Origin of the sequence: Vibrio sp. Vb0888 (genome assembly GCF_033338835.1) — a bacterium.
Lineage (GTDB): Bacteria > Pseudomonadota > Gammaproteobacteria > Enterobacterales > Vibrionaceae > Vibrio > Vibrio alginolyticus.
This window is the reverse complement of sequence record NZ_JAWOTL010000006.1, coordinates 161,008-181,532: the sequence shown is the minus strand read 5'-3', so window position 1 is coordinate 181,532 and position 20,525 is coordinate 161,008. Positions and strand designations below refer to the sequence as shown.

The following is a 20,525-nucleotide window of genomic DNA, read 5'->3' as shown; positions in this document are numbered from 1 at the left end:
ACGGGCGCTGAAAAAGTTCAGACTATTGGTAAAGTGCTAGTGCTATACCGCCAGTCTGAAGAGCGTAAAATCGAAATCCCTCGTAAGTAACTCTACTTACGTTGCTGAAGAAAAAAGGTCGCCTGAGGCGACCTTTTTGCGTTTTATCAGGGCAGTAATGCTACTCCAAACGACCTAGATATATTCTACTCGGTCAATTTCGAAGTCTTTCGCGCCACCCGGAGTTTGAATAGCAACTTCATCGCCTTCCATCTTGCCAATCAGGCCACGAGCAATAGGTGAGCTCACTGAAATGCGACCTGCTTTGATATCGGCTTCGTCATCACCAACGATTTGGTACGTTTTTTCTTCTTCGGTGTCGATATCAATCAAGGTTACGGTTGAACCAAAAATAACTTTACCCGTGTTCTCCATCTTCGTTACATCAATAACTTGAGCAACTGACAGTTTGTATTCAATGTCACGGATTTGTGCTTCACAAATGCCCTGCTCTTCACGAGCGGCGTGATATTCAGCATTCTCTTTTAAATCACCTAGCTCACGAGCTTCAGCAATTGCCTCTGAGATCTGAGGACGTAGTTTAAGTAGACGATCGAGTTCTGCACGTAGCTTTTGCTCGCCACGTAGTGTCATTGGAACTTTTTCCATTTTATAACCTCAAGCCCAAATGGGTCTTTGGACAAAAAAAGCCCACCCTGTCATAGGACTGGGTAGTGCGCTTAAAGATGTATTTCGTTTAGTGTAAACAAACTCCCGGACGAAATCATCTTAATTCGAAAGACAGCAAGACTATGCCTTTTCGGCATAATGATATAACTCACTTTTAGAGCGGTTCTAGGGCGAATCACCTTCTCAATTTATTGAAAAACAACACTGTTCATTACACCAAAAACCTCAAAAAAGATAAAAACTAATCAATGTCAGGCCAATGTCATTGCCAATAATTTCAATCAAAAACAGTAATTTAAATAAAAACAACGCACAATTGAACAGTGTTCATCAGTGGGATTTATATCATTTTACTAACTCATACGGAAACTTTAGCAGTAAAACATGTCCAGCGAGTTGTTAGATCAATGGCTTACAAGTGCGAACTATATCGCTCAATTAGCCAATTTTGGACCAACAACTTGTGAGAGATCACCTCTCCCCCATACAACAATGATTATGGACAGCTAACTAGGACAAATAAGATGAAAAAGACTCTAATTGCTCTTTCTGTATCTGCAGCAGCTATGGCAACTGGCGTAAACGCAGCTGAACTTTACAACCAAGACGGTACTTCTCTAGAAATGGGCGGCCGTGCTGAAGCACGTCTATCTATGAAAGATGGCGACGCTCAAGACAAATCTCGCATCCGTCTAAACTTCCTTGGTAAACAAGAAATCAATGACAACCTATACGGTGTTGGTTTCTGGGAAGGTGAATTTGAGACTGCTCAAAACGGTACTGTAGACGGCGACGACAAGAGCGATCTAGAAACTCGTCTTGCTTACGCTGGTCTTGGCGGTGCTTACGGTGAGTTCGCATACGGTAAAACTGAAGGTGCACTAGGCGTTATCACTGACTTCACAGATATCATGGCTTACCACGGTAACTCTGCAGCAGACAAACTAGCTGTATCAGACCGTACAGACAACATGATGGCTTACAAAGGCCAGTTTGAAAACCTAAGCGTAAAAGCAAGCTACCGCTTCGCTGATCGCATGGAAAACAAAAACACTGGTGAGTACTACGACAACAAACAAGACGGTTACTCTCTATCTGCAATCTACGCTCTAGCTGACACCGGTCTTGAGCTAGGTGCTGGTTACGCAGATCAAGACAAAGCTAACGAGTACATGCTAGCTGCATCTTACACAATGTCTGATCTTTACTTCGCTGGTGTATTCACTGACGGCGAGAAAATGGAAGATTCAAACAACAGTAACACAGTTGATTACACTGGTTACGAGCTAGCGGGTGCTTACACTCTAGGCCAAACAGTATTTACAACATCATACAACAATGCAGAAACTAACAACGAAACTTCTGCAAACAACTTCGCTGTTGATGCTTCTTACTACTTCAAGCCTAACTTCCGTGGTTACATTTCTTACAACTTCAACCTGATTGATGCAGGTGACAAGTTTGGTTCAACTGACACGAGCAAAACAGTTGCAACTAAGATCGATGCTGAAGACGAGCTAGCTCTAGGTCTACGTTACGACTTCTAATTCCGGTCTTTGACTAGAATATCGAATGCCCGCTTTAAGCGGGCATTTTTTATACTTCATTTTAAGCAGCGCGCCTTTCTCTCGTGTCTCACTCATGAAGACATTTGAAGCATTTCTTTAGTTACCTAGCATATTGAAAGGACTTGCGTATACTCAATCACATAACTCACCTTAGAAAGTATCATTATGCGTTTACGTTGGCCCTTGCTCATATTCTCTTCATTACTTTCTGCTTTTTCACAAGCGTACCCTCATCAAGAGGTGTTGCCTGAAGGCGCCCGCATCAGTTTAGTTGCGGAAAAACTCAGTGAAAATGCTGAGCTTGACGGTGTTCATCCTACCGAACAACTGTTCCCACCAGCGAGTACATTAAAAATCGTCACCGCATTAGCCGCAAAGCTAGAACTGGGTGATAATTTCCGGTTTCGAACCAAGCTGGAAACGTCGAACTCAGATACAGTGATTTACTTTGTCGGCGACCCAACACTCCAAACCAACGACTTAAAATCACTTCTCACTCTAGCTAAGAAAAATGGCTTAAAACGGATTAACGGTGACCTATGGCTCGATAACAGCGCATTCACTGGTTATAACCGTGCGGTGGGCTGGCCGTGGGATATCTTGGGAGTTTGCTACAGCGCTCCGGCATCGACCATCACACTCAATAACAACTGTGTACAAGCCTCTATCTATACACAAAAAGATGGTGGAACGCGGGTCTACGTACCAGAGCATCAACCTATTCGTGTCACAAGTACCGTAGAAACAGTTTCTAAAACCATTAAGAAAAGTCGTCATTGTGACTTAGGTTTAGTTGCAAATCCCGATAACAACTACAAGCTAACAGGGTGCTTGGTTGAAAGAGACAAACCATTGCCACTGAAATTTGCGGTTCAAGACCCTGAGCGTTACACCAGTCAAAGGTTGGCGGCTTTGCTCAAGGAGCTCAACATTGGGGTATCGGGAAAGATTAGGGTCGGTACGGCGCCAGAAAAGCAGCGAAAGCTCATCGCAATGCATCAATCAAAAGCCTTACCAGACATTCTCGAAGATATGCTCAAAAACTCTGACAACTTAATTGCCGACACATTAACCAAAACACTTGGCGCTAAATTTTTCGTTCAGCCAGGCAGTTTTACTAACGGGACAGAAGCGATCAAGCAGATCATTTTCGCCAACACTGGTATTGATATTCGTAATGCGCGCCTAGAAGACGGCTCAGGACTTTCGCGAAATAACCGGATCTCCGCGACCAAGATGGCTGAAATGCTGCGCTATATTTGGAAGCATGAAAACGAACTCGAATTGATTGCCATCATGCCGAAATCAGGTGAATCCGGCACATTAAAGTACCGACAAAGTATGCGAAAACTTCCAATTAAAGGACAGCTGATCGCGAAAAGTGGCTCTATCTACGGGACTTACAATATGGCTGGATATGGCTTGGATAAAAATGGTCAACCTAACACCATTTTTGTTCAGTTTGTTTCAGACTACTTCCCAGAAAAACGGGACGACAACACACCTGTCATCGCCCCGATTACACATTTTGAGCAGCTTTTTTACAATGACATTGTGAACTTTAGTCAGGCAATACCTAAGAAATAGTTCACCACGTTAAAGTAAATCCACATTCCTGAAATATCGACGATAGACGCAAGAACTGGACTCACCAATACGGCTGGGTCCAACTTGCAAGCTCGTGCAATAATTGGCAACAGCCCGCCCAATGTTGTAGAAATGGTGACTTGAATGAACAGCGCAACTGCTATTGCCAGTGCGATATCGGTCAGTTCAAAGCCTCCTGTTGATTGTCCTGCACTAAATAACATAATGCGTCCAATCATCACGATAGCGATCGCTAGCGCAATAAATAGAGCGACTCGGCTCTCTTTCCACAAAACTTCTAACCATTGGCGTTTTTTTAACTCTCCAGTAGCAAGAGCACGAATCACCAAAGTTGCTGCTTGTGTTCCTGTGTTACCACCAGCAGCTGCAATCACTGGCATGTACACTGCAAGTAAAACAAGCTGACTAAGGGTGTCCTCATACTGAGCGATGATCAAGCCTGACACTATCCCTAAAAGAGCCAGCGCAATGATCCATCCAATACGCTGTTTTACATGCCCTAAAACACTAGTTGATAAATAACCATCGGGTGTATCAACTTCAGACATATGCAGACCCAGTTGGTGAGCATAATGACGTGCGCGTTTGTCATGACCTGCTTGCTCAAGTTGAGCAATAAGACTATTCACATAGCCGACAGAGCAATGCTGTAAAATACCTACAGCCTCATCAATCGGCATAACCGTAAGCAAATGGACTTGTTGCTCTTGCTCGTACTGCAAGAATGCATTGCGAGCTGCACCAATTTCTACTTCAGAAAAGTTTGGTGTTGTTTCAATAAAAGTGTTGTTCATTACCGTCATGGCGAATCTCCCGATTGGCATTGGTAACGACCATCGACAAAGCATGAAAAGCCACTCTTGCACGCTAAAAGTCAGACAACAATTAAGATGCACAGAGAAAACCAATGCGAATGCACTGTCTATTCAGAATGTATGAAGGAAATAACGAGAAGAAAATTAGAAAAGATGCCTCACCACTTAGGTAAGGCGGAGATCGCCAATACCGAAGCGGGTTATTTCGCTCCCTTAATCTTACTCACCCAACGACTGGGAGGATGGTCGGTATTGTTCATGTAAATCTCCGATAGCGCTGCCATTATTGGCAGCGCAAGTATAGTAGCAAAGTTCATCAGGTATGGAAGTTTTACTTTGCCGTTTTTGCTAAATTTTCATACAAAAAAAGCGCCCTTCGGACGCTTTCATTTGCAGTCATTATGAATTACTGAATAGTAATACGAGCAAATTTACGTTTGCCGACTTGGAACACGTAAGTACCCGCTTCTGGAGCAAATTTGCTGTCCGTAATTTTTTCACCATCGATCTTCACAGCGCCCTGCTTAACCATGCGCATCGCATCTGACGATGATGGGCATAAGCCTGCTTCTTTCAACAGATTACTCACTGGGCGACCTGCGTCAAAATCAAACTCTGGCATTTCATCAGGAATTTGGTTCTTCGCAAAACGGTTTACGAATTCTTGCTCTGCTGCATCGGCATCTGCTTCACTGTGGAAACGAGCAATAATTTCTTTTGCTAGCAATACTTTGATGTCACGAGGGTTTGTGCCCGCTGCTACATCAGCTTTGAATTGAGCAATCTCTTCCAGAGGACGGAAAGAGAGCAGCTCGTAGTAGCTCCACATTAGGTCATCAGAAATAGACATGATTTTACCAAACATTTCACTTGGCGCTTCGCTGATACCGATGTAGTTGTTTGCTGACTTAGACATCTTCTTCTCGCCATCAAGGCCCACTAGAAGCGGCATCATCAGTACAACCTGAGGTTTTTGACCGTGAGACTTTTGCAGTTCACGACCCATTAGAAGGTTGAACTTCTGGTCTGTACCACCTAATTCAACATCCGTTTCCATTGCTACTGAGTCCCAACCTTGTAGAAGTGGGTACATGAACTCATGAATAGCAATTGGCTGACCACCCGCGTAACGCTTTTTAAAGTCGTCACGCTCTAGCATACGAGCAACGGTTTGGTTTGCCGCAAGGCGAATCATACCTTCTGCGCCCAGTTCAGACAGCCACTCAGAGTTAAACTGAATTTTAGTCTTTGCAGGATCGAGAATTTTGAACACTTGCTCTTTGTACGTTTCAGCGTTACGCAATACGTCTTCGCGACTTAGCGGTGGACGAGTTGTGTTTTTACCTGTTGGGTCACCAACCATTGCAGTGAAGTCACCGATTAGGAACGTCACTTCATGACCTAGTTCTTGGAACAAGCGAAGCTTATTGAAAATAACCGTATGGCCTAGGTGAATGTCAGGTGCTGTTGGATCAGCGCCCAATTTAATACGTAGAGGACGGTCTTCTTTTAGTTTTGCGATTAGCTCTTCTTCTGGAATCAGCTCTTCAACACCGCGCTTAATCTCGGCTAGTGCAGCTTCAATGCTCGCCATTCTTGTTCACTCCCACAGATTTGGCAAAAATATAATAGCTGAACATATTACTTGAATAGCGATGCATTTTGAAACACGTTAGACTAGGTAGTTGTCACTTTTTCCGTTTAATTTAGCAATCAAGTACCTCATGCATTCGATTTTTGTCCGACTTCCACTCTTGCACAAAGTATTGATCGGTTTTTTTAGTGCGCTGATTATCTTCGCGCTCTTCTTTTTACCTGATCCGCAAGACCTAGACCCGCAGCAGAGCCGATTAAAAGTTGGTCAACATTATCCTGTGCCAGTTTCCCTCGAACTCAGTGCACTAAATAGTTCATCGCCTGCGGTTCCCGCCGTGCTGCGCTGGGAGACATACAAGGTAAAAAATGGCGAGAGTGCTGCCATCTTATTTAATCGCGTAGGGCTTTCTGCTCGTCTATTACATGAACTGGTGTCATCAGACAAAGAAGTGGAAAAACAGTTAACTCGGCTTCGACCTGGTGACCGATTGCAATTTGGTTTTGACGAAAATAACGACTTGGTGCAGCTAAGAAGAACACTAAGCGCGTTCGAGACTTTTCGTATCACATTAAAAGACGGCAAGTACGTTTCTGAAGTTGATAAAAAAGAAGTCGACTTCCAGTACAACTACGCTGAAGCCACCATCAAATCAAACTTTTGGAATGCAGGAATATCTTCTGGATTAAATGGTAACCAAATCATGGAACTGGCTGGCATATTTGGTTGGGACATCGACTTTGCTTTAGATATTCGTAAAAACGACAGCTTCCGAGTACTTTACCAAGAGGAAGTGGTAGAAGGTGAAGTAATCGGCCGTGGAAAAATCATTGCTGCGATCTTTAAAAACCAAGGCGATACCTTTACCGCAATATTGGATCAGAAAAGTGGCAAGTATTACGACGAAAATGGGCGTGCAATGAAAAAAGCATTCTTACGCGCGCCGTTGGACTTCCGTCGAGTTTCATCTAATTTCAACCCACGCCGCTTACATCCAGTGACGGGACGCGTTCGTCCTCATAGAGGCACGGACTATGCGGCACCAGTGGGCACCCCGATTTGGGCGGCTGGTGATGGCGTTGTTCAAAAATCGTCTTACAACAAATTTAATGGTAACTACGTTTTCATTAAACATAGCAATACTTACATTACCAAGTACCTGCACTTAACCAAACGTACTGTACGAGCTGGTCAACGCGTTAAGCAAGGCCAAACCATTGGTACGCTTGGCGGGACTGGCCGTGTAACTGGCCCTCACCTGCACTATGAGTTCCTTGTGAATGGTGTCCATAAAAACCCGCGCACGGTGAATTTGCCACAATCTAAATCCCTGACAGGCAAAGCGAGACAAACTTTCATGGCAAACGCGAAAATTAGCATGGACAAGCTTGAACGCTACAGCAAACTGCTAGCAATGAAGTAAGCCAGGTATTGAAAAGGGCTGCGAAGCTGCCCTTTTTGTTTTGTCGATATCATCACGATAAAGCTTACTGTTCGGAGTGATGCTCTCTCCCGAGCATAAGCAAACACGGTGTCAGAACTAACGTTAGCAAAGTCGCAAACGCCAAACCACCCGCGACAGCGGTCGCAAGCTGAGACCACCATTGAGTGCTTGGTGCGCCAAACTCCACTTTCTGATTAACTAAGTCGATGTTCATTTCTAACACCATTGGCAATAAGCCTAATATGGTGGTCACCGTCGTAAGTAAAACGGGTCTTAAACGCTGCACACCCGTACGCAAAATAGCCTCAGATTTTTCTAAGCCACGTTTACGCATCTGATTATAAGTATCGATTAAAACAATATTGTTGTTTACCACGATACCAGCCAACGCAATCACTCCAATTCCCGACATAATGATGCCAAATGGCTTTTGGAAAATAAGTAACCCGGCGAAGACACCAACGGTAGAAAACAGCACTGCACTAAGGATTAAGAAAGCTTGATAAAAGCTATTAAACTGCGTAATTAAAATCAAAGCCATCACACCAAGCGCGACAATAAAAGCATTTTGCAAGAATGCTGATGAGTTTTCCTGCTCTTCATTTTGACCCCGAATCTTATATTCAATGCCTTCCGGTAAGTCGAGCTGTTCCATTCCAGCGGCAATCTTAGGTAACTCAAGCGCCAAATTGTAACCTTCCACCATATCCGCTTTAATATTGATAACTCGATGACCGTCGACCCGACGAATAGTGTCTTGCTTATGATCTGGTTTGATTTGAGCAAAATTCGTAATCGGTACCAGACCAGCTGCCGTTTTCACTCTCAGTTGATCAAATCGACCTATGTCGCGCTTATCTTGCGGATAGCGCACCAAAATATCGACTTCTTCATCCGCATCATCGGGCAAATAATCGCCTATTTTCAAGCCGTTCGTAACAAACTGGACGGTATTCCCGACTAAAGTAGCATCCGCTGCAAAGCGAGAGGCGTCATCTCGCTGGATATCAATTTGCCAATCAATCCCTTCCTTATTAGTGGTATCACTCAAGTTGGTCAGTGCAGGATTACCATCAGCCCAATGTCGTACTTTTTTGGCTGCTTCATCTAACGCACTAACACTCAAATTTCGTGATGACACTTCAATCACGAGATCATGCTCGACAGGCGGTCCTGCGTCCGGGAATTTATACTCAAGTTCAACACCATAAAAGCGGTCTGTCGTCTCTTTTAGTTCCTCAATAATGGTTTTCACTTTGCGTCGATACTGCCAATCCACAGGCGTTATTTGAATCTGGCCAATCTCGTCCCCATTATCGCTCGATCCTGTGCGCGTGTAGACACTTTCAAACTCGTCATGACCGAGCATCACCTTCTCGATTTCGCGCATAACAACATCTTTTTCGTGAATAGACAAGTCACCATAAGAACGAACTTTAACGGTAAAAAAGGCAGGGTCCACTTCAGGGAAAAACTCTGCACCCAAGCCAGCTTTGTTGTAAGTGAAGCCGACCCCTGCCGCTAGCAGTATCGCGCTGAGTAAGACTTTCCATGGATGACGAATCGCTACCGACAGAGTCTGGTAATAAAGCTTGGTAATGCCTGTCGCTTTTTCAAAGTTGCCGTTATGCAGCTCAACCATTTCTCGCTGAGCTTTCTGATTGACGACTTGAGGCTTGCCAATGATTCCACCGATGACAGGAACGAACAATAAAGCCATCATCAGCGAAGCGGCCAAAGTAGCAATTAAAGTAAGTGGTAAGTACTTCATGAACTCACCAGTGATGTCTGGCCAGAAAAGTAACGGAGCAAACGCAGCCAACGTGGTTGCTGTGGATGCAGTAATAGGCCAGGCCATTCGCTTTGCTGCATCTCGATAGGCTTCTTTACGTGGCGTTCCTTCTTGCATGCGCCGATCTGCAAACTCTGTCACCACAATGGCACCATCCACCAACATGCCTACTGCCATAATTAAAGCAAACAGTACGACGATATTGACCGTCAGCCCAAATACCGATAACACCAACAACCCAGTCAAGAACGATCCTGGAATAGAAATCCCCACGAGAAGCGCGGTCCTAACCCCCAATATGGCAATAATGACGATAACTACGAGGATAATTGCGGATAAGATATTGTTTTGTAGATCACTGAGCATCAATTTGACATCGTCGGATTGGTCCCAAGTGTATTTAACTTGCAAATTGTCGGGCCACTCGGAGCGCTTCTGTCCCTGAGCCAGTACTTCTTTTACCAGCTCAACCGTTTCAATGATGTTTTCCCCTGCCCGTTTTTTTACGTCCAAAACGATGGCAGATTCGCCATCTAAACGAGCAAAACTTTCAGGATCGCGAAATGCACGCCGTACTGTCGCCACATCGCCAAAAGTGATCACCTCTTTGCCATTCACCTTGATCGGTAGTTCAAGCACATCTTTCAGTGAATCAAAAACCGATGGGACTTTTACCGAAAAGCGTCCATACCCAGTATCGACAAACCCCGCAGCCACAACTCGGTTATTCAAGGCAATTAAATTATAGATATCCGCTTGATCGAGACCGTAGCTTTCCATCAATAGCGGATCGACAACTATTTCCACGATGTCTTCGCGATCCCCTGCGATTTCAACTTCAAGAACCTGACGGAAACTCTCCAAACGATCACGTAGCGTTCTGGCAATCTGTACAATGGTCCGCTCTGGTACGGTGCCATATAGAACAACAGTCAAAACAGGCTCTTCAGATGCAAACGTGACTTCATTTACCGTTGGCTCATCACTGTCCTCTGGTAATTTTGGCTTTGCAAGATCAACCGCATCACGCACATCTGCCATCGCTTTATCAAGATCCACTCCAACACTAAATTCCAGCGTCACCGAAGCATGACCTTCTGATGCCACAGAGGTCATCTCTTTTACGCCTTCAATAGAGCGCAACTCTTGCTCTATTGGCCGAACTAATAAACGTTCGGCATCGACGGGAGAAATGCCTTGATGCCCAACAGAAACGTAGATAATAGGAATGGTAATATCTGGGCTCGATTCCTTGGGGATAGTGACGTAAGTAATGACACCGGCAATTAAGATCATCACCAGTAATGTCAGCATGGTGCGAGCGCGGGATAACGCAGCATCAATCAGAGTGTACATAAGTGCTCCTTACTGCTCACTAGCCGCTTCAACAACTACGTCATCAACTTTATTGGCCAGTACTTGATCACCATCTCGCACAAAACCTTGTCCCAGCACGATAATGTCTGCACGCTCTCCTAACCCAGAGAGCCACACACCATCATCCTCGGCCTTAACGAGTTGAATTGGAACAAACTCAACATACTCATTACGCAGTGTCTTGACACCTAAGTTACCTTCTTCATCTAGTGCTAACATGGCAGCCGTAATCTTTACTGCCAACACTTCACTCAAAGGCAGCTGTACTTCTGCGCTCATACCGGCAGGAATTCTTGCGTCTTGATTATCAATTTCGATTTCAATTGGAAATGTATTAGTAGAAGCAGAAGAAACACGTCCAATGTAGCGCACACGACCTTGATGATGCTGTTGGTTAATAGTTCTTACGTCGGCTTCTAGGCCTTCCTTAAGGTATTGTATATGCCGTTCACTGACATCGGCTTCAATCACTAAAGTATCCAAATCAATGACCGTCGCAATAGGATCGCCAATCCCGACAAAATCACCTAACTCAACAAAGTGGTGATCTACGATGCCATCAAATGGCGCTTTAACCTCAGTATTTCTTAAAGCCGTTTGCACGTTACTCAAATTCGCACGTGCATCTACCAACGCTGCTTGCGCTGTCGCAAATGCAACCTCACCTTGCAGTCCACGACTTTTTAGCGATTTAGCTGCATTAAACTCTTTCTCTTTAACCAACAGCATCGCCTGGGCCCGTTTAAGTTGAATGCCAAGGTCGCGCTTATCGATGTTTGCGATCACTTGTCCCTGTTTGACCGCTTGGCCTTTCTTTATGTTAAGACTGACTATTTTACCGGCAACTTCGGCGCCAAGACGCGCTTGACGATTGGGCGCTGTTCGTCCATACAATTCAATGGTTTTACTGGTAGGCTCGGCAAGAAAAGTATCAAACATCACCTTTGCAAGTGGTGTCGTGTTCGTGGATGTTGAAGAGTTAGGATGATCATCTTGTGCTTTGAGTTGGCCGATGGTTAGCCATGCAACAAGAAGTAAGACGAGGATAAGAGATACTAGCCAAGGGCGCTCGACAATTCGGCGTCCAAAAGAAAGTCCAGACATATAAAGTCCTTTTTATTATTTCTCTGCATATCTGCGAGCGTGCGCTTTACGTGACATCCTTCTACATAAAGCACAGGCAGCCATTAGCTGCCTGTTAGGTGTTAATTACACACTGAACGATGCACCACAACCACATGTTGTCGTTGCATTGGGGTTATTTACGAAGAAGCGCGCTCCTTCCAACCCTTCTGTGTAGTCAACAATACCGCCAACGAGATATTGCAGACTCATAGGGTCTACAACCAGTGTTACACCACTGTTTACGATTGTCGTATCGCCTTCGTTTACATTTTCATCAAAAGTAAAGCCGTATTGGAAGCCGCTGCAGCCGCCGCCAGTAATGTATACGCGCAGTTTCAATGCTGGGTTTTCTTCTTCAGCAATCAATGCTTTAACGCGAGATGCTGCTGCGTCAGAAAAAGATAATGGTACGTTTACTTCGCTCACGAAGACCTCTCTCACTCGTGTAATGCGTCAAGCCTGAAGCAAGACGTCAAATTTGTGCTAATTGAGACGATTATCCAATACCTGACAAACTCGTTCAAGTATTCGCCGCCGATTCTTTATAACAGATGCGGATATATAAGATTACACTGCGAAACAACACATAAATTAAGCAAAACGTTTCTAACTTGATTATAGCTAGGTACAATGCGCTCCACTTGGTCCGAGCAATCAAAAGAGGATAACCCCATGACCAAATCATCAGAGCTGTATCAAAAAGCTCAGCAAACCATCCCTGGCGGTGTCAATTCACCAGTTCGTGCATTCAACGGCGTTGGCGGTTCTCCGCTATTTATCGAACGAGCAGACGGTCCACTGATTTTTGATGCCGATGGTAAAGCGTATATTGATTACGTTGGCTCTTGGGGTCCAATGATTCTTGGCCACAACCACGCGGTTATCCGCGAAGCAGTAATTGATGCAGCGCAACGCGGTCTCAGCTTCGGTGCGCCAACAGAACTTGAAATCGCGATGGCAGAATTAGTTTCTGAGCTTGTTCCATCAATGGAGCAAATCCGCATGGTAAGTTCTGGTACTGAAGCTACTATGAGCGCGATTCGCCTTGCACGTGGCTTCACCGGTCGCGACAAGATCATGAAATTTGAAGGTTGTTACCACGGCCACGCTGACAGCTTGCTAGTAAAAGCAGGTTCTGGTGCACTAACACTAGGTCAACCAAGCTCTCCTGGCGTTCCTGCAGATTTTGCTAAGCACACGCTAACAGCAACATTCAACGACCTAGATTCTGTACGCGAGCTATTTGCGGCTAACAAAGGCGAAATTGCTTGTATCATCGTTGAGCCAGTAGCTGGCAACATGAACTGTATTCCACCAGTGGAAGGCTTCCACGAAGGGCTACGTGAAATCTGTGATCAAGAAGGCGCGCTACTAATTTTTGATGAAGTAATGACAGGCTTCCGTGTTGCTCTAGGCGGCGCGCAAGCACACTACAACATCAAACCCGACCTAACGACACTGGGTAAAGTAATTGGTGGCGGTATGCCAGTAGGTGCTTTCGGTGGCCGTAAAGAAGTGATGCAATACGTTGCACCTACAGGCCCAGTTTACCAAGCTGGTACCCTTTCCGGTAACCCTGTCGCAATGGCAGCAGGCTACGCATGTTTGAACCTTCTAAAAGAAGAAGGCAACGAAAAGCGCCTAACTTCTAAAACGAAACAACTTGCTGAAGGTTTTAAGTCTCTAGCAGAGAAACACGGTATTCCTCTGGTTGTGAACCAAGTGGGCGGCATGTTCGGCTTCTTCTTCACTGACCAAGAAAAAGTGACTTGCTACGAAGACGTAACGAAGTGCGATGTGGAACGCTTCAAGCGCTTCTTCCACTTAATGCTCAAACACGGTGTCTACCTAGCGCCTTCAGCGTTCGAAGCGAGCTTTACTTCCCTTGCTCACGGTTCAAAAGAAATCGATGCCACGCTAGAAGCGGCTGACCGCTGTTTTGCAACTCTTGCAGAAGAAGCAAAATAATCGCTTAAAAGCTGCGATAACTAATTTAAAAAAGGACCATCACGGTCCTTTTTTATTGCCAATTCAATATAACCAATACTGCTAAAACACCAATAACAATGCCAAACCACGGTATTCGTTTGGCTTTTTTCTCGGTTTGACACTTTTTATCACCGTTGCAACAACCCATAGTTCATCTCTTGATTGATAACCGACTGATTTGTGGTCATTATAACAAGGTATATTGCTCTGCTCTAATTCGGCATTGTCATAATGCTTGAAAGAGTTAAGAGTGCAAAGTAATAAAGGTTCAACGCCATCTTTGAAGGCGCAAACCGTAAACGTCACCTGTAAGTTGGACTAATCTCATGCCAAATAATGTAAAAATAACGTCGAGTCACCGAGTGCTAATGGTCGCTTTACTCGCCGCTGCTTTTGCTTGCTACTTATTGGTTGAGCCATACATCAATTCCATTGTGATGGCTTTTATCATTTCTTTGCTCATGTTTCCGGTACACGAATGGTTTGAGCGAAAAATTCCCAAGCACCCCAATATGGCCGCACTGCTGTCATGTGTCGTCTTGACGTTTATTATCGTTATACCACTGCTATTTGTGTTTGCAGCCATTGTTCAACAAGGCTCTGTTTTTTCACAAAATACGTACAACTGGGTCACTAATGGCGGCATCCAAGATATATTTCAACACCCTTTTGTTATCAAAGGTTTAGCTATAGTTAATGAGTACTTACCTTTCGATAAAATCGAGCCCAAAGCCATTGCTGAGAAAATTGGTCAATTTGCTACATCGTTTGGCTCTAACTTAGTTGCTATCAGCGCAAAGATTTTAGGAGACGCCACCAACTTCCTAATGAACTTCTTCCTCATGCTGTTTGTGCTGTTTTTTCTACTTCGTGATCACGACAAAATTATCTCTGCGATTCGTCATATTTTGCCACTCTCACGTAGCCAGGAAGACCGTATATTGACAGAGATAGAGCAGGTTTCTAAATCAGCCGTGATGGGCTCATTCATGACAGCGATTGCACAGGGTCTGGCTGGCGGTATCGGTATGTGGCTCGCTGGTTTCCCGGGGTTATTCTGGGGAACGATGATGGGCTTTGCATCATTCATCCCTGTGGTCGGAACCGCACTAATCTGGATTCCTGCAGCGGCGTACTTGTTCTTAACAGGCGATATGACTTGGGCTATCTTCTTGACGGTGTGGAGTGTGGTCGTCGTTGGTTCTATTGATAACCTATTGCGTCCGCTGCTAATGCAAGGCAGCGCAGGCATGAATACCCTAATGATTTTCTTCTCGTTACTAGGTGGTCTGCATCTGTTTGGTTTGATTGGTCTTATCTACGGCCCACTTATTTTTGCCGTGACCATGGTACTGTTTAATATCTACGAGGAAGAATTCAAAGACTTCCTTAACCAACAAGACAACAGCTAGTCACCGCTTAATCACTTCAAGCTTGGGGCAGATTGTGCGAAAATCTGCCCCAAATTATTTCTGATGAACCAAATTTATGTCTGCTTATATCGCTCCTAGCCAAATAGCTCAGCGCCAACTTGAATACTTCAACGGAAAACACGTTTTAGTCGCTGGTGAAGTTGAAGACCTATTTCCTCTTGAGTTAGTAGCTCATTGTGAGTCTGTTGAAGTGTTTACTTCCAACTATAGCTACTACCGCCAAATTCAAACCTCTGACAAAGTGAAAAGTCATTTTGGCTCTGTGTTTGATGTTGAAACAAAAGCAGACATGGTCCTTTTATACTGGCCAAAAGCAAAAGCCGAAGCAGAATACTTGCTGGCGATGTTGATGGCGAAACTGGGCATTAACACCGAAATCGTCATCGTTGGTGAAAACCGCTCCGGCATCAAGAGCATCGAGAAGATGTTCCAAGAATACGGCCCTGTGAACAAGTACGACTCTGCTCGTCGCTGCTCATTTTACTGGGGTAATTGCCTCAATGAACCAAAACCTTTCAACCAAGCAGATTGGTTTAAGTCTTACACTGTTACACTCGGTGAGCAGTCGCTAGCGGTTAAGAGCCTACCTGGCGTATTCAGCCATGGCGAGTTCGACTTAGGTAGCCGATTGCTGCTTGAAACCTTACCTAAGCTGTCGGGCAAAGTGCTCGACTTTGGTTGTGGTGCAGGTGTGCTCGGTGCGTTTATGGCGAAAGCGAATCCAGAGATCGCGATTGAGATGTGTGACATTAATGCTTATGCGATCACTTCTAGCCAAGCCACATTAGAAGCGAATGGTTTATCCGGACGCGTATTTGCATCAGATATATACTCGGATACCACAAAAGACTACCGCTTTATCGTCAGCAACCCGCCATTCCACAGTGGTTTAGACACAAATTACAACGCAGCGGAAACCTTGTTGGGCCAGGCACCACAATATCTAACCAAAGACGGTGAAATGGTGATTGTCGCGAATAGCTTCTTAAAATACCCACCAATTATCGAGCGGGCGTTTAATAATTGCGAGACGCTAAATAAGACCAATAAATTTTCTATCTACTACGCGAAAAAATCATAACTTCCCCCGCGCAGGCACAAACCTGCGCGATTTTTTCTCATAAATTCAACACTCATAAGAAAAACTGCGTCACCCTGCACGCTTTACAACTAACTTTCTTGTCAAAGAAAAAAAACTCGTTAATTTTGTTAATTCTATCTAGTTGAACATCTTATCCGTTTTTAACGAGAACCTCGGCAGCGAAGTATGTTTTAGAACTGCCCATTATGAGTTGTAATCTTATCCATGTTTAAATTCTACAAAAAACAGAAATTTAAGCGCCTTCAGAGTACACTGATGACCGCATTTCTGGTGCTCAGTATCACACCTCTTACCATTACTGCGATCTTTTTCTTGCAGTCCCACAGTAAAGATCTGCAAGAACAAAGCACCTCGCACTTACTGTCTGTTCGAGATACAAAACAGCAGCAAATCATCGACTACTTTGAGGCACGAGAAACCGAAGTCATGGGCTTTGTGCGCTCAGAGTTGGCTTACGCCAGTGGTGGCCGATTCTACGGTCTCGTCAATGCTTTTAGTCGTTTAGGCAATGATATTGAAGAGTCTCGTAAAAACGCCCAACAGCGCTACATCGAGGGCAGCGGAGACCAAATCAAAACCTCAACGTTACCCGAGTCATCCAACTATGTAGGAAGTGAACGTTACCGGCTTTTGCATAAACGCTATCATTGGGCCTACTTGGAGCTCCTCAAGCGCTCTGATTTTAATGACATTTTGCTGGTCGACATCAATGGTAACGTCACCTACTCGATCAACAAAGACGATAACTACGGAACGAACTTGTTATCAGGCCCCTACAAAGACTCGGCACTTGGCAAAACTTTCAAGCGTCTCGCCGATGATGTGACTGAACGTCGAAAAGTAAACGAAGACTACACTCCTGTGATTGTGTCTGACTTCGAGCTGGAAGGGGGTAAATCAGTAGCTTGGCTAGGTGCACCAATTGTTCAGCAAGGTTATCTACACAGCTATGCCATGTTCCGCTTGCCAAATAATGGCATCACTAAGTTAGCCGCAGACGCTAATCGAGAGTCATCCATTAACACCCTGCTGGTTGGAAATGATCACCAACCTCGCACAATTAACACGAAACAAGACGACATTAAGAACAGTTTAGAAGTGATCGATAAAGCACTCTCTGGTGCATTTGGTGTCGGCACTTACACAAACGGTTTAGGTGAAGAGATCATCGCGGCTTATGCACCGATTGAAACTCGTGGTGTGATTTGGGCGCTCGTCGTACAGTTACCAGAAAACGAAGCTTTCGCTCGTATCCATCAACTCGAAAAACTATTCGTTATCGCTATGTTGATCGCCATTATCCTTGTGGTGATCGCTTCTCACTATTTATCAAACTTTATCACTTCTCCGTTGCTGAAATTGACTTGGGTTGCCGAAAAGGTCTCTGCAGGGGATCTTGATGACACGTCTTTTAATACGGTTCGTAAAGATGAAATTGGTCGGCTTGCGTTAAGCTTTGAACGAATGCAACGCTCTATTCGAGAGAAGATTCAAACCATTAAGAAGCAAAATGAAGAACTAGAAAGCAGCATACAGATCATTCAAAAACAGAATGAAGAACTGCAATTGGCCGATAAATTAAAAGATGAATTCTTAGCCACGACTTCTCATGAACTTCGTACACCGTTACACGGCATGGTCGGGATTGCTGAAACCTTAGCGTCCGGCGCCAATGGTGCGATCCCCGCTAGCCAGAAATATCAGCTTGATATCATCATTAAAAGTGGTCAGCGTCTCGCTAATCTAGTCGATGACTTGTTGGATTATCATAAAATGCGTTATGGAAGCATGGATATCCAGAAATCAGCAGTGAGTTTGGGCAGTGCAACACGATTGGTTTTAGAGCTTTCTAGCCATTTACTCGGAAGTAAAACCATCCGCATCATCAACCAAGTCCCATCGGATTTAAAAGCAGTGTCAGCTGACCCGCAACGCCTTGAACAAGTGCTATATAACCTGATTGGCAATGCGATTAAATACACCTCAGAAGGTAAAATTGTTATCTCCGCTAATGTGGTAGATGATCATGTACGCGTACAAGTCGTGGATACTGGACAAGGAATTCCCGCAGAACAACTTGAACATATTTTTGAACCACTTATCCAAGCAGGGCAAGACGCGAGCCGTTATCGTCAAGGTGCAGGGCTTGGGCTCTCCATTAGCCGTCAATTGATCGAATTAATGGGAGGCTCGTTATACGTCAGTAGCCAACCAATGGTCGGAACTACCTTCAGTTTCACTTTACCGCTCGCCAGTGAAGAAGAAATCCAAGCAACCCAGACTCTAGCTGCGCACGGACACTTCCAAATCCCTGAAGTTAATGTAGAGAACAGTGAAGACTTATCACTTCCAGAGAACCCAGACGGCCCGTTACTGTATGTTGCTGACGATGAACCAGTAAACTTACGCGTGCTTGAAAGCTTTTTACGTTTAGAGGGCTATCGTGTGCGTACCGTCTCCGATGGGCCAGAAACGTTAGCGCTCGTCGAGCAAGAGAAGCCGGAACTTCTGTTATTGGATATCATGATGCCAGGCATGAGCGGCTACCAAGTTTGTAGTGAACTACGTGAAACCTATGATCATGCCGAGTTGCCAATCATTATGCTCACCGCACTCAGTCAAACAGAAGATCGTGTAAGAGGTTTTGAGGCAGGAGCCAACGACTATTTATCGAAACCATTTAATAAACAAGAGTTGGCGGCACGTATCCAAGCGCATTTAACGGCAAGTAAAGCAGAAATGCGCCATATGGAAAACAAAGTGCTAGAGTCTGAACTTAGACAGCGTGCAGTCGTTGAAGCAAGCTTACTTGAGACTCAAGGTCGTTTGTTGGAACAGCTAGAATCGGCTCCTGAAGCTATCATCTGTCTACGTGAAGACAAGCGTATTCGCTTTGCTAACGAAGCTGCTTGTAAGCTATTCAAGCGCAGCTTAGAACAGCTAAAGCGCTCATCTGCTGATGAGCTGATTGCCCCTAAATATCTGACCGTCAAACAACCTCATTACTGTGGCAAGATTGATATCTATATTGAAGATATTCGTCAGAACATCGAAGCAGACATTCTTAAGCTCCCTGAAGGTTCAGGGTTAGATATCATGTACATCTTTAATGTCGGCGGTGGAGCCAGTGCCGCTCGCATACATAATCTAGAAACCGCCGTAGAAGTGCTTTCAAGTTATGCATTTGATGGTGACAAAGACCAATTGCAAAAGCTAAAAGAGCTTGGCGGAGAATTTACGCGCCTTGCAGACAAAGCGCTCGGTAATAAAAAAGACAAGCAAGAACTTATGCGAGAAGTTCTAGTAGACGCAATGACACATGCTTTAGAGTATTGGGAATCTGTAACGGGTGAAAGTAAGTTCGCATTTGCAGAGCAAAGTGGCTTGTGGCGCGTTTATCTAGACCGTAGTACTTTGCAAACACGCACTTTAGATAAATACATGCGCATAGAAACATTACCCAAAACACCACGTTGGAGAACGGTGCTAAGCTCGATAGAGTTCATTCTCGAACACTGCAAAGAACAGAGCCCCGAGAGAGCATACATAGAGGCACAACGAGATAAACTACAGCGACTATTGACCAGCTAATATTTATCAAAAAAACTAGCCCAGCGTGCATGCTGGGCTTTTTTGTTATTCGAGTATTCCCTTCCTAGAGATAAAAGAGACCGCCTCTTCCTACCCCATTAACATATTTCCAATAACGAACATTCGGTTAGACATCGCTATCTATTGTTGGTCTTCAAAACGTACGATCTTATCCATTTAACTGGCCTTAATTAGGTAAGTTCGAGCAACCAAAAAACTTCATTCATACAATAAAAAAAGGACGACAAACGGAAGAAAACTGTCGATAAAAAAGGCCATTTTTCAGATAACAAGCGGATTTTGACGAACTATTGATAGAGATTGCGAACTTAATCACAACAGAACGGCAGATTAATTTTTAGCTGATTAATTAACACCATTTCTGCATGTGAGCGAGATCTCCGAACCTAGAAAACAA

At 44.5% G+C, this 20,525-nt stretch carries 13 protein-coding genes; 7 read left to right on the top strand and 6 right to left on the bottom strand.

The features are described 5' to 3' along the window. Positions 1-174 precede the first annotated feature (174 nt). Positions 175-648 carry a transcription elongation factor GreA gene (gene greA, locus R7P72_RS11240; protein WP_005380065.1) on the bottom strand — a complete coding sequence of 158 codons (474 nt, stop codon included), beginning with the start codon at positions 646-648 and terminating at the stop codon, positions 175-177. Positions 649-1,193: 545 nt separating this feature from the next. Here greA and R7P72_RS11235 point away from each other — a divergent pair. Together R7P72_RS11235 and dacB are read left to right on the top strand one after the other, a co-directional pair. After that, positions 1,194-2,216 (top strand): porin, encoded by a 1,023-nt coding sequence (locus R7P72_RS11235; RefSeq protein WP_005380064.1) that lies wholly within the window; start codon positions 1,194-1,196, stop codon positions 2,214-2,216. 186 nt (positions 2,217-2,402) lie between these two features. Continuing rightward, complete coding sequence (dacB, locus tag R7P72_RS11230; protein ID WP_213907274.1) at positions 2,403-3,824, top strand: serine-type D-Ala-D-Ala carboxypeptidase; 1,422 nt, start codon at positions 2,403-2,405, stop codon at positions 3,822-3,824. Here the strand turns inward: dacB and R7P72_RS11225 are convergent. Together R7P72_RS11225 and tyrS are read right to left on the bottom strand one after the other, a co-directional pair. Beyond that, complete coding sequence (locus R7P72_RS11225) at positions 3,803-4,648, bottom strand: magnesium transporter (RefSeq protein WP_005380062.1); 846 nt, start codon at positions 4,646-4,648, stop codon at positions 3,803-3,805. The two genes, dacB and R7P72_RS11225, sit on opposite strands and share 22 nt — an antisense overlap. Before the next feature lie 418 nt (positions 4,649-5,066). After that, complete coding sequence (gene tyrS / locus R7P72_RS11220) at positions 5,067-6,254, bottom strand: tyrosine--tRNA ligase (protein WP_213907275.1); 1,188 nt, start codon at positions 6,252-6,254, stop codon at positions 5,067-5,069. A 130-nt stretch (positions 6,255-6,384) separates the two neighbouring features. Between tyrS and R7P72_RS11215 the strand changes: the two genes are divergently transcribed. Beyond that, entirely contained in the window at positions 6,385-7,677 is a 1,293-nt protein-coding gene (locus R7P72_RS11215; protein ID WP_053306755.1) for a peptidoglycan DD-metalloendopeptidase family protein, read from the top strand. Positions 7,678-7,741: 64 nt separating this feature from the next. On the opposite strand, the gene vmeK is transcribed toward R7P72_RS11215, so the two are convergent. The 3 genes from vmeK to erpA all read right to left on the bottom strand — a co-directional run bounded on the left by vmeK (position 7,742) and on the right by erpA (position 12,418). Beyond that, on the bottom strand, positions 7,742-10,846 hold the full coding sequence (vmeK, locus tag R7P72_RS11210) for a multidrug efflux RND transporter permease subunit VmeK (protein ID WP_213907276.1): 3,105 nt from the start codon (positions 10,844-10,846) through the stop codon (positions 7,742-7,744). A 9-nt stretch (positions 10,847-10,855) separates the two neighbouring features. Continuing rightward, on the bottom strand, positions 10,856-11,971 hold the full coding sequence (locus R7P72_RS11205) for an efflux RND transporter periplasmic adaptor subunit (protein WP_005386537.1): 1,116 nt from the start codon (positions 11,969-11,971) through the stop codon (positions 10,856-10,858). A gap of 105 nt (positions 11,972-12,076) precedes the next feature. Beyond that, positions 12,077-12,418, bottom strand: a complete 342-nt coding sequence (gene erpA / locus R7P72_RS11200) for an iron-sulfur cluster insertion protein ErpA (RefSeq protein WP_005380031.1) — start codon at positions 12,416-12,418, stop codon at positions 12,077-12,079. A 246-nt stretch (positions 12,419-12,664) separates the two neighbouring features. Between erpA and hemL the strand changes: the two genes are divergently transcribed. From hemL to R7P72_RS11180, 4 genes are all read left to right on the top strand, one after another. Then, positions 12,665-13,960, top strand: coding sequence for a glutamate-1-semialdehyde 2,1-aminomutase (hemL, locus tag R7P72_RS11195; protein ID WP_206959602.1), 1,296 nt, complete (start codon positions 12,665-12,667; stop codon positions 13,958-13,960). Between the two features lie 347 nt (positions 13,961-14,307). After that, on the top strand, positions 14,308-15,393 hold the full coding sequence (locus R7P72_RS11190) for an AI-2E family transporter (protein ID WP_048625951.1): 1,086 nt from the start codon (positions 14,308-14,310) through the stop codon (positions 15,391-15,393). A gap of 76 nt (positions 15,394-15,469) precedes the next feature. Beyond that, positions 15,470-16,495 carry a 16S rRNA (guanine(1207)-N(2))-methyltransferase RsmC gene (gene rsmC / locus R7P72_RS11185; RefSeq protein ID WP_213907277.1) on the top strand — a complete coding sequence of 342 codons (1,026 nt, stop codon included), beginning with the start codon at positions 15,470-15,472 and terminating at the stop codon, positions 16,493-16,495. A gap of 225 nt (positions 16,496-16,720) precedes the next feature. After that, on the top strand, positions 16,721-20,107 hold the full coding sequence (locus R7P72_RS11180; RefSeq protein WP_213907278.1) for a response regulator: 3,387 nt from the start codon (positions 16,721-16,723) through the stop codon (positions 20,105-20,107). The last annotated feature ends 418 nt before the right edge of the window (positions 20,108-20,525 follow it).

What these genes read in the sequence shown, in the direction of transcription:
- greA (WP_005380065.1), bottom strand. Translation starts at nt 648, where the DNA reads ATGGAAAAAGTTCCAATGACACTACGTGGCGAGCAAAAGCTACGTGCA.
- R7P72_RS11235 (WP_005380064.1), top strand. Translation starts at nt 1,194, where the DNA reads ATGAAAAAGACTCTAATTGCTCTTTCTGTATCTGCAGCAGCTATGGCA.
- dacB (WP_213907274.1), top strand. Translation starts at nt 2,403, where the DNA reads ATGCGTTTACGTTGGCCCTTGCTCATATTCTCTTCATTACTTTCTGCT.
- R7P72_RS11225 (WP_005380062.1), bottom strand. Translation starts at nt 4,648, where the DNA reads ATGACGGTAATGAACAACACTTTTATTGAAACAACACCAAACTTTTCT.
- tyrS (WP_213907275.1), bottom strand. Translation starts at nt 6,254, where the DNA reads ATGGCGAGCATTGAAGCTGCACTAGCCGAGATTAAGCGCGGTGTTGAA.
- R7P72_RS11215 (WP_053306755.1), top strand. Translation starts at nt 6,385, where the DNA reads ATGCATTCGATTTTTGTCCGACTTCCACTCTTGCACAAAGTATTGATC.
- vmeK (WP_213907276.1), bottom strand. Translation starts at nt 10,846, where the DNA reads ATGTACACTCTGATTGATGCTGCGTTATCCCGCGCTCGCACCATGCTG.
- R7P72_RS11205 (WP_005386537.1), bottom strand. Translation starts at nt 11,971, where the DNA reads ATGTCTGGACTTTCTTTTGGACGCCGAATTGTCGAGCGCCCTTGGCTA.
- hemL (WP_206959602.1), top strand. Translation starts at nt 12,665, where the DNA reads ATGACCAAATCATCAGAGCTGTATCAAAAAGCTCAGCAAACCATCCCT.
- R7P72_RS11190 (WP_048625951.1), top strand. Translation starts at nt 14,308, where the DNA reads ATGCCAAATAATGTAAAAATAACGTCGAGTCACCGAGTGCTAATGGTC.
- rsmC (WP_213907277.1), top strand. Translation starts at nt 15,470, where the DNA reads ATGTCTGCTTATATCGCTCCTAGCCAAATAGCTCAGCGCCAACTTGAA.
- R7P72_RS11180 (WP_213907278.1), top strand. Translation starts at nt 16,721, where the DNA reads ATGTTTAAATTCTACAAAAAACAGAAATTTAAGCGCCTTCAGAGTACA.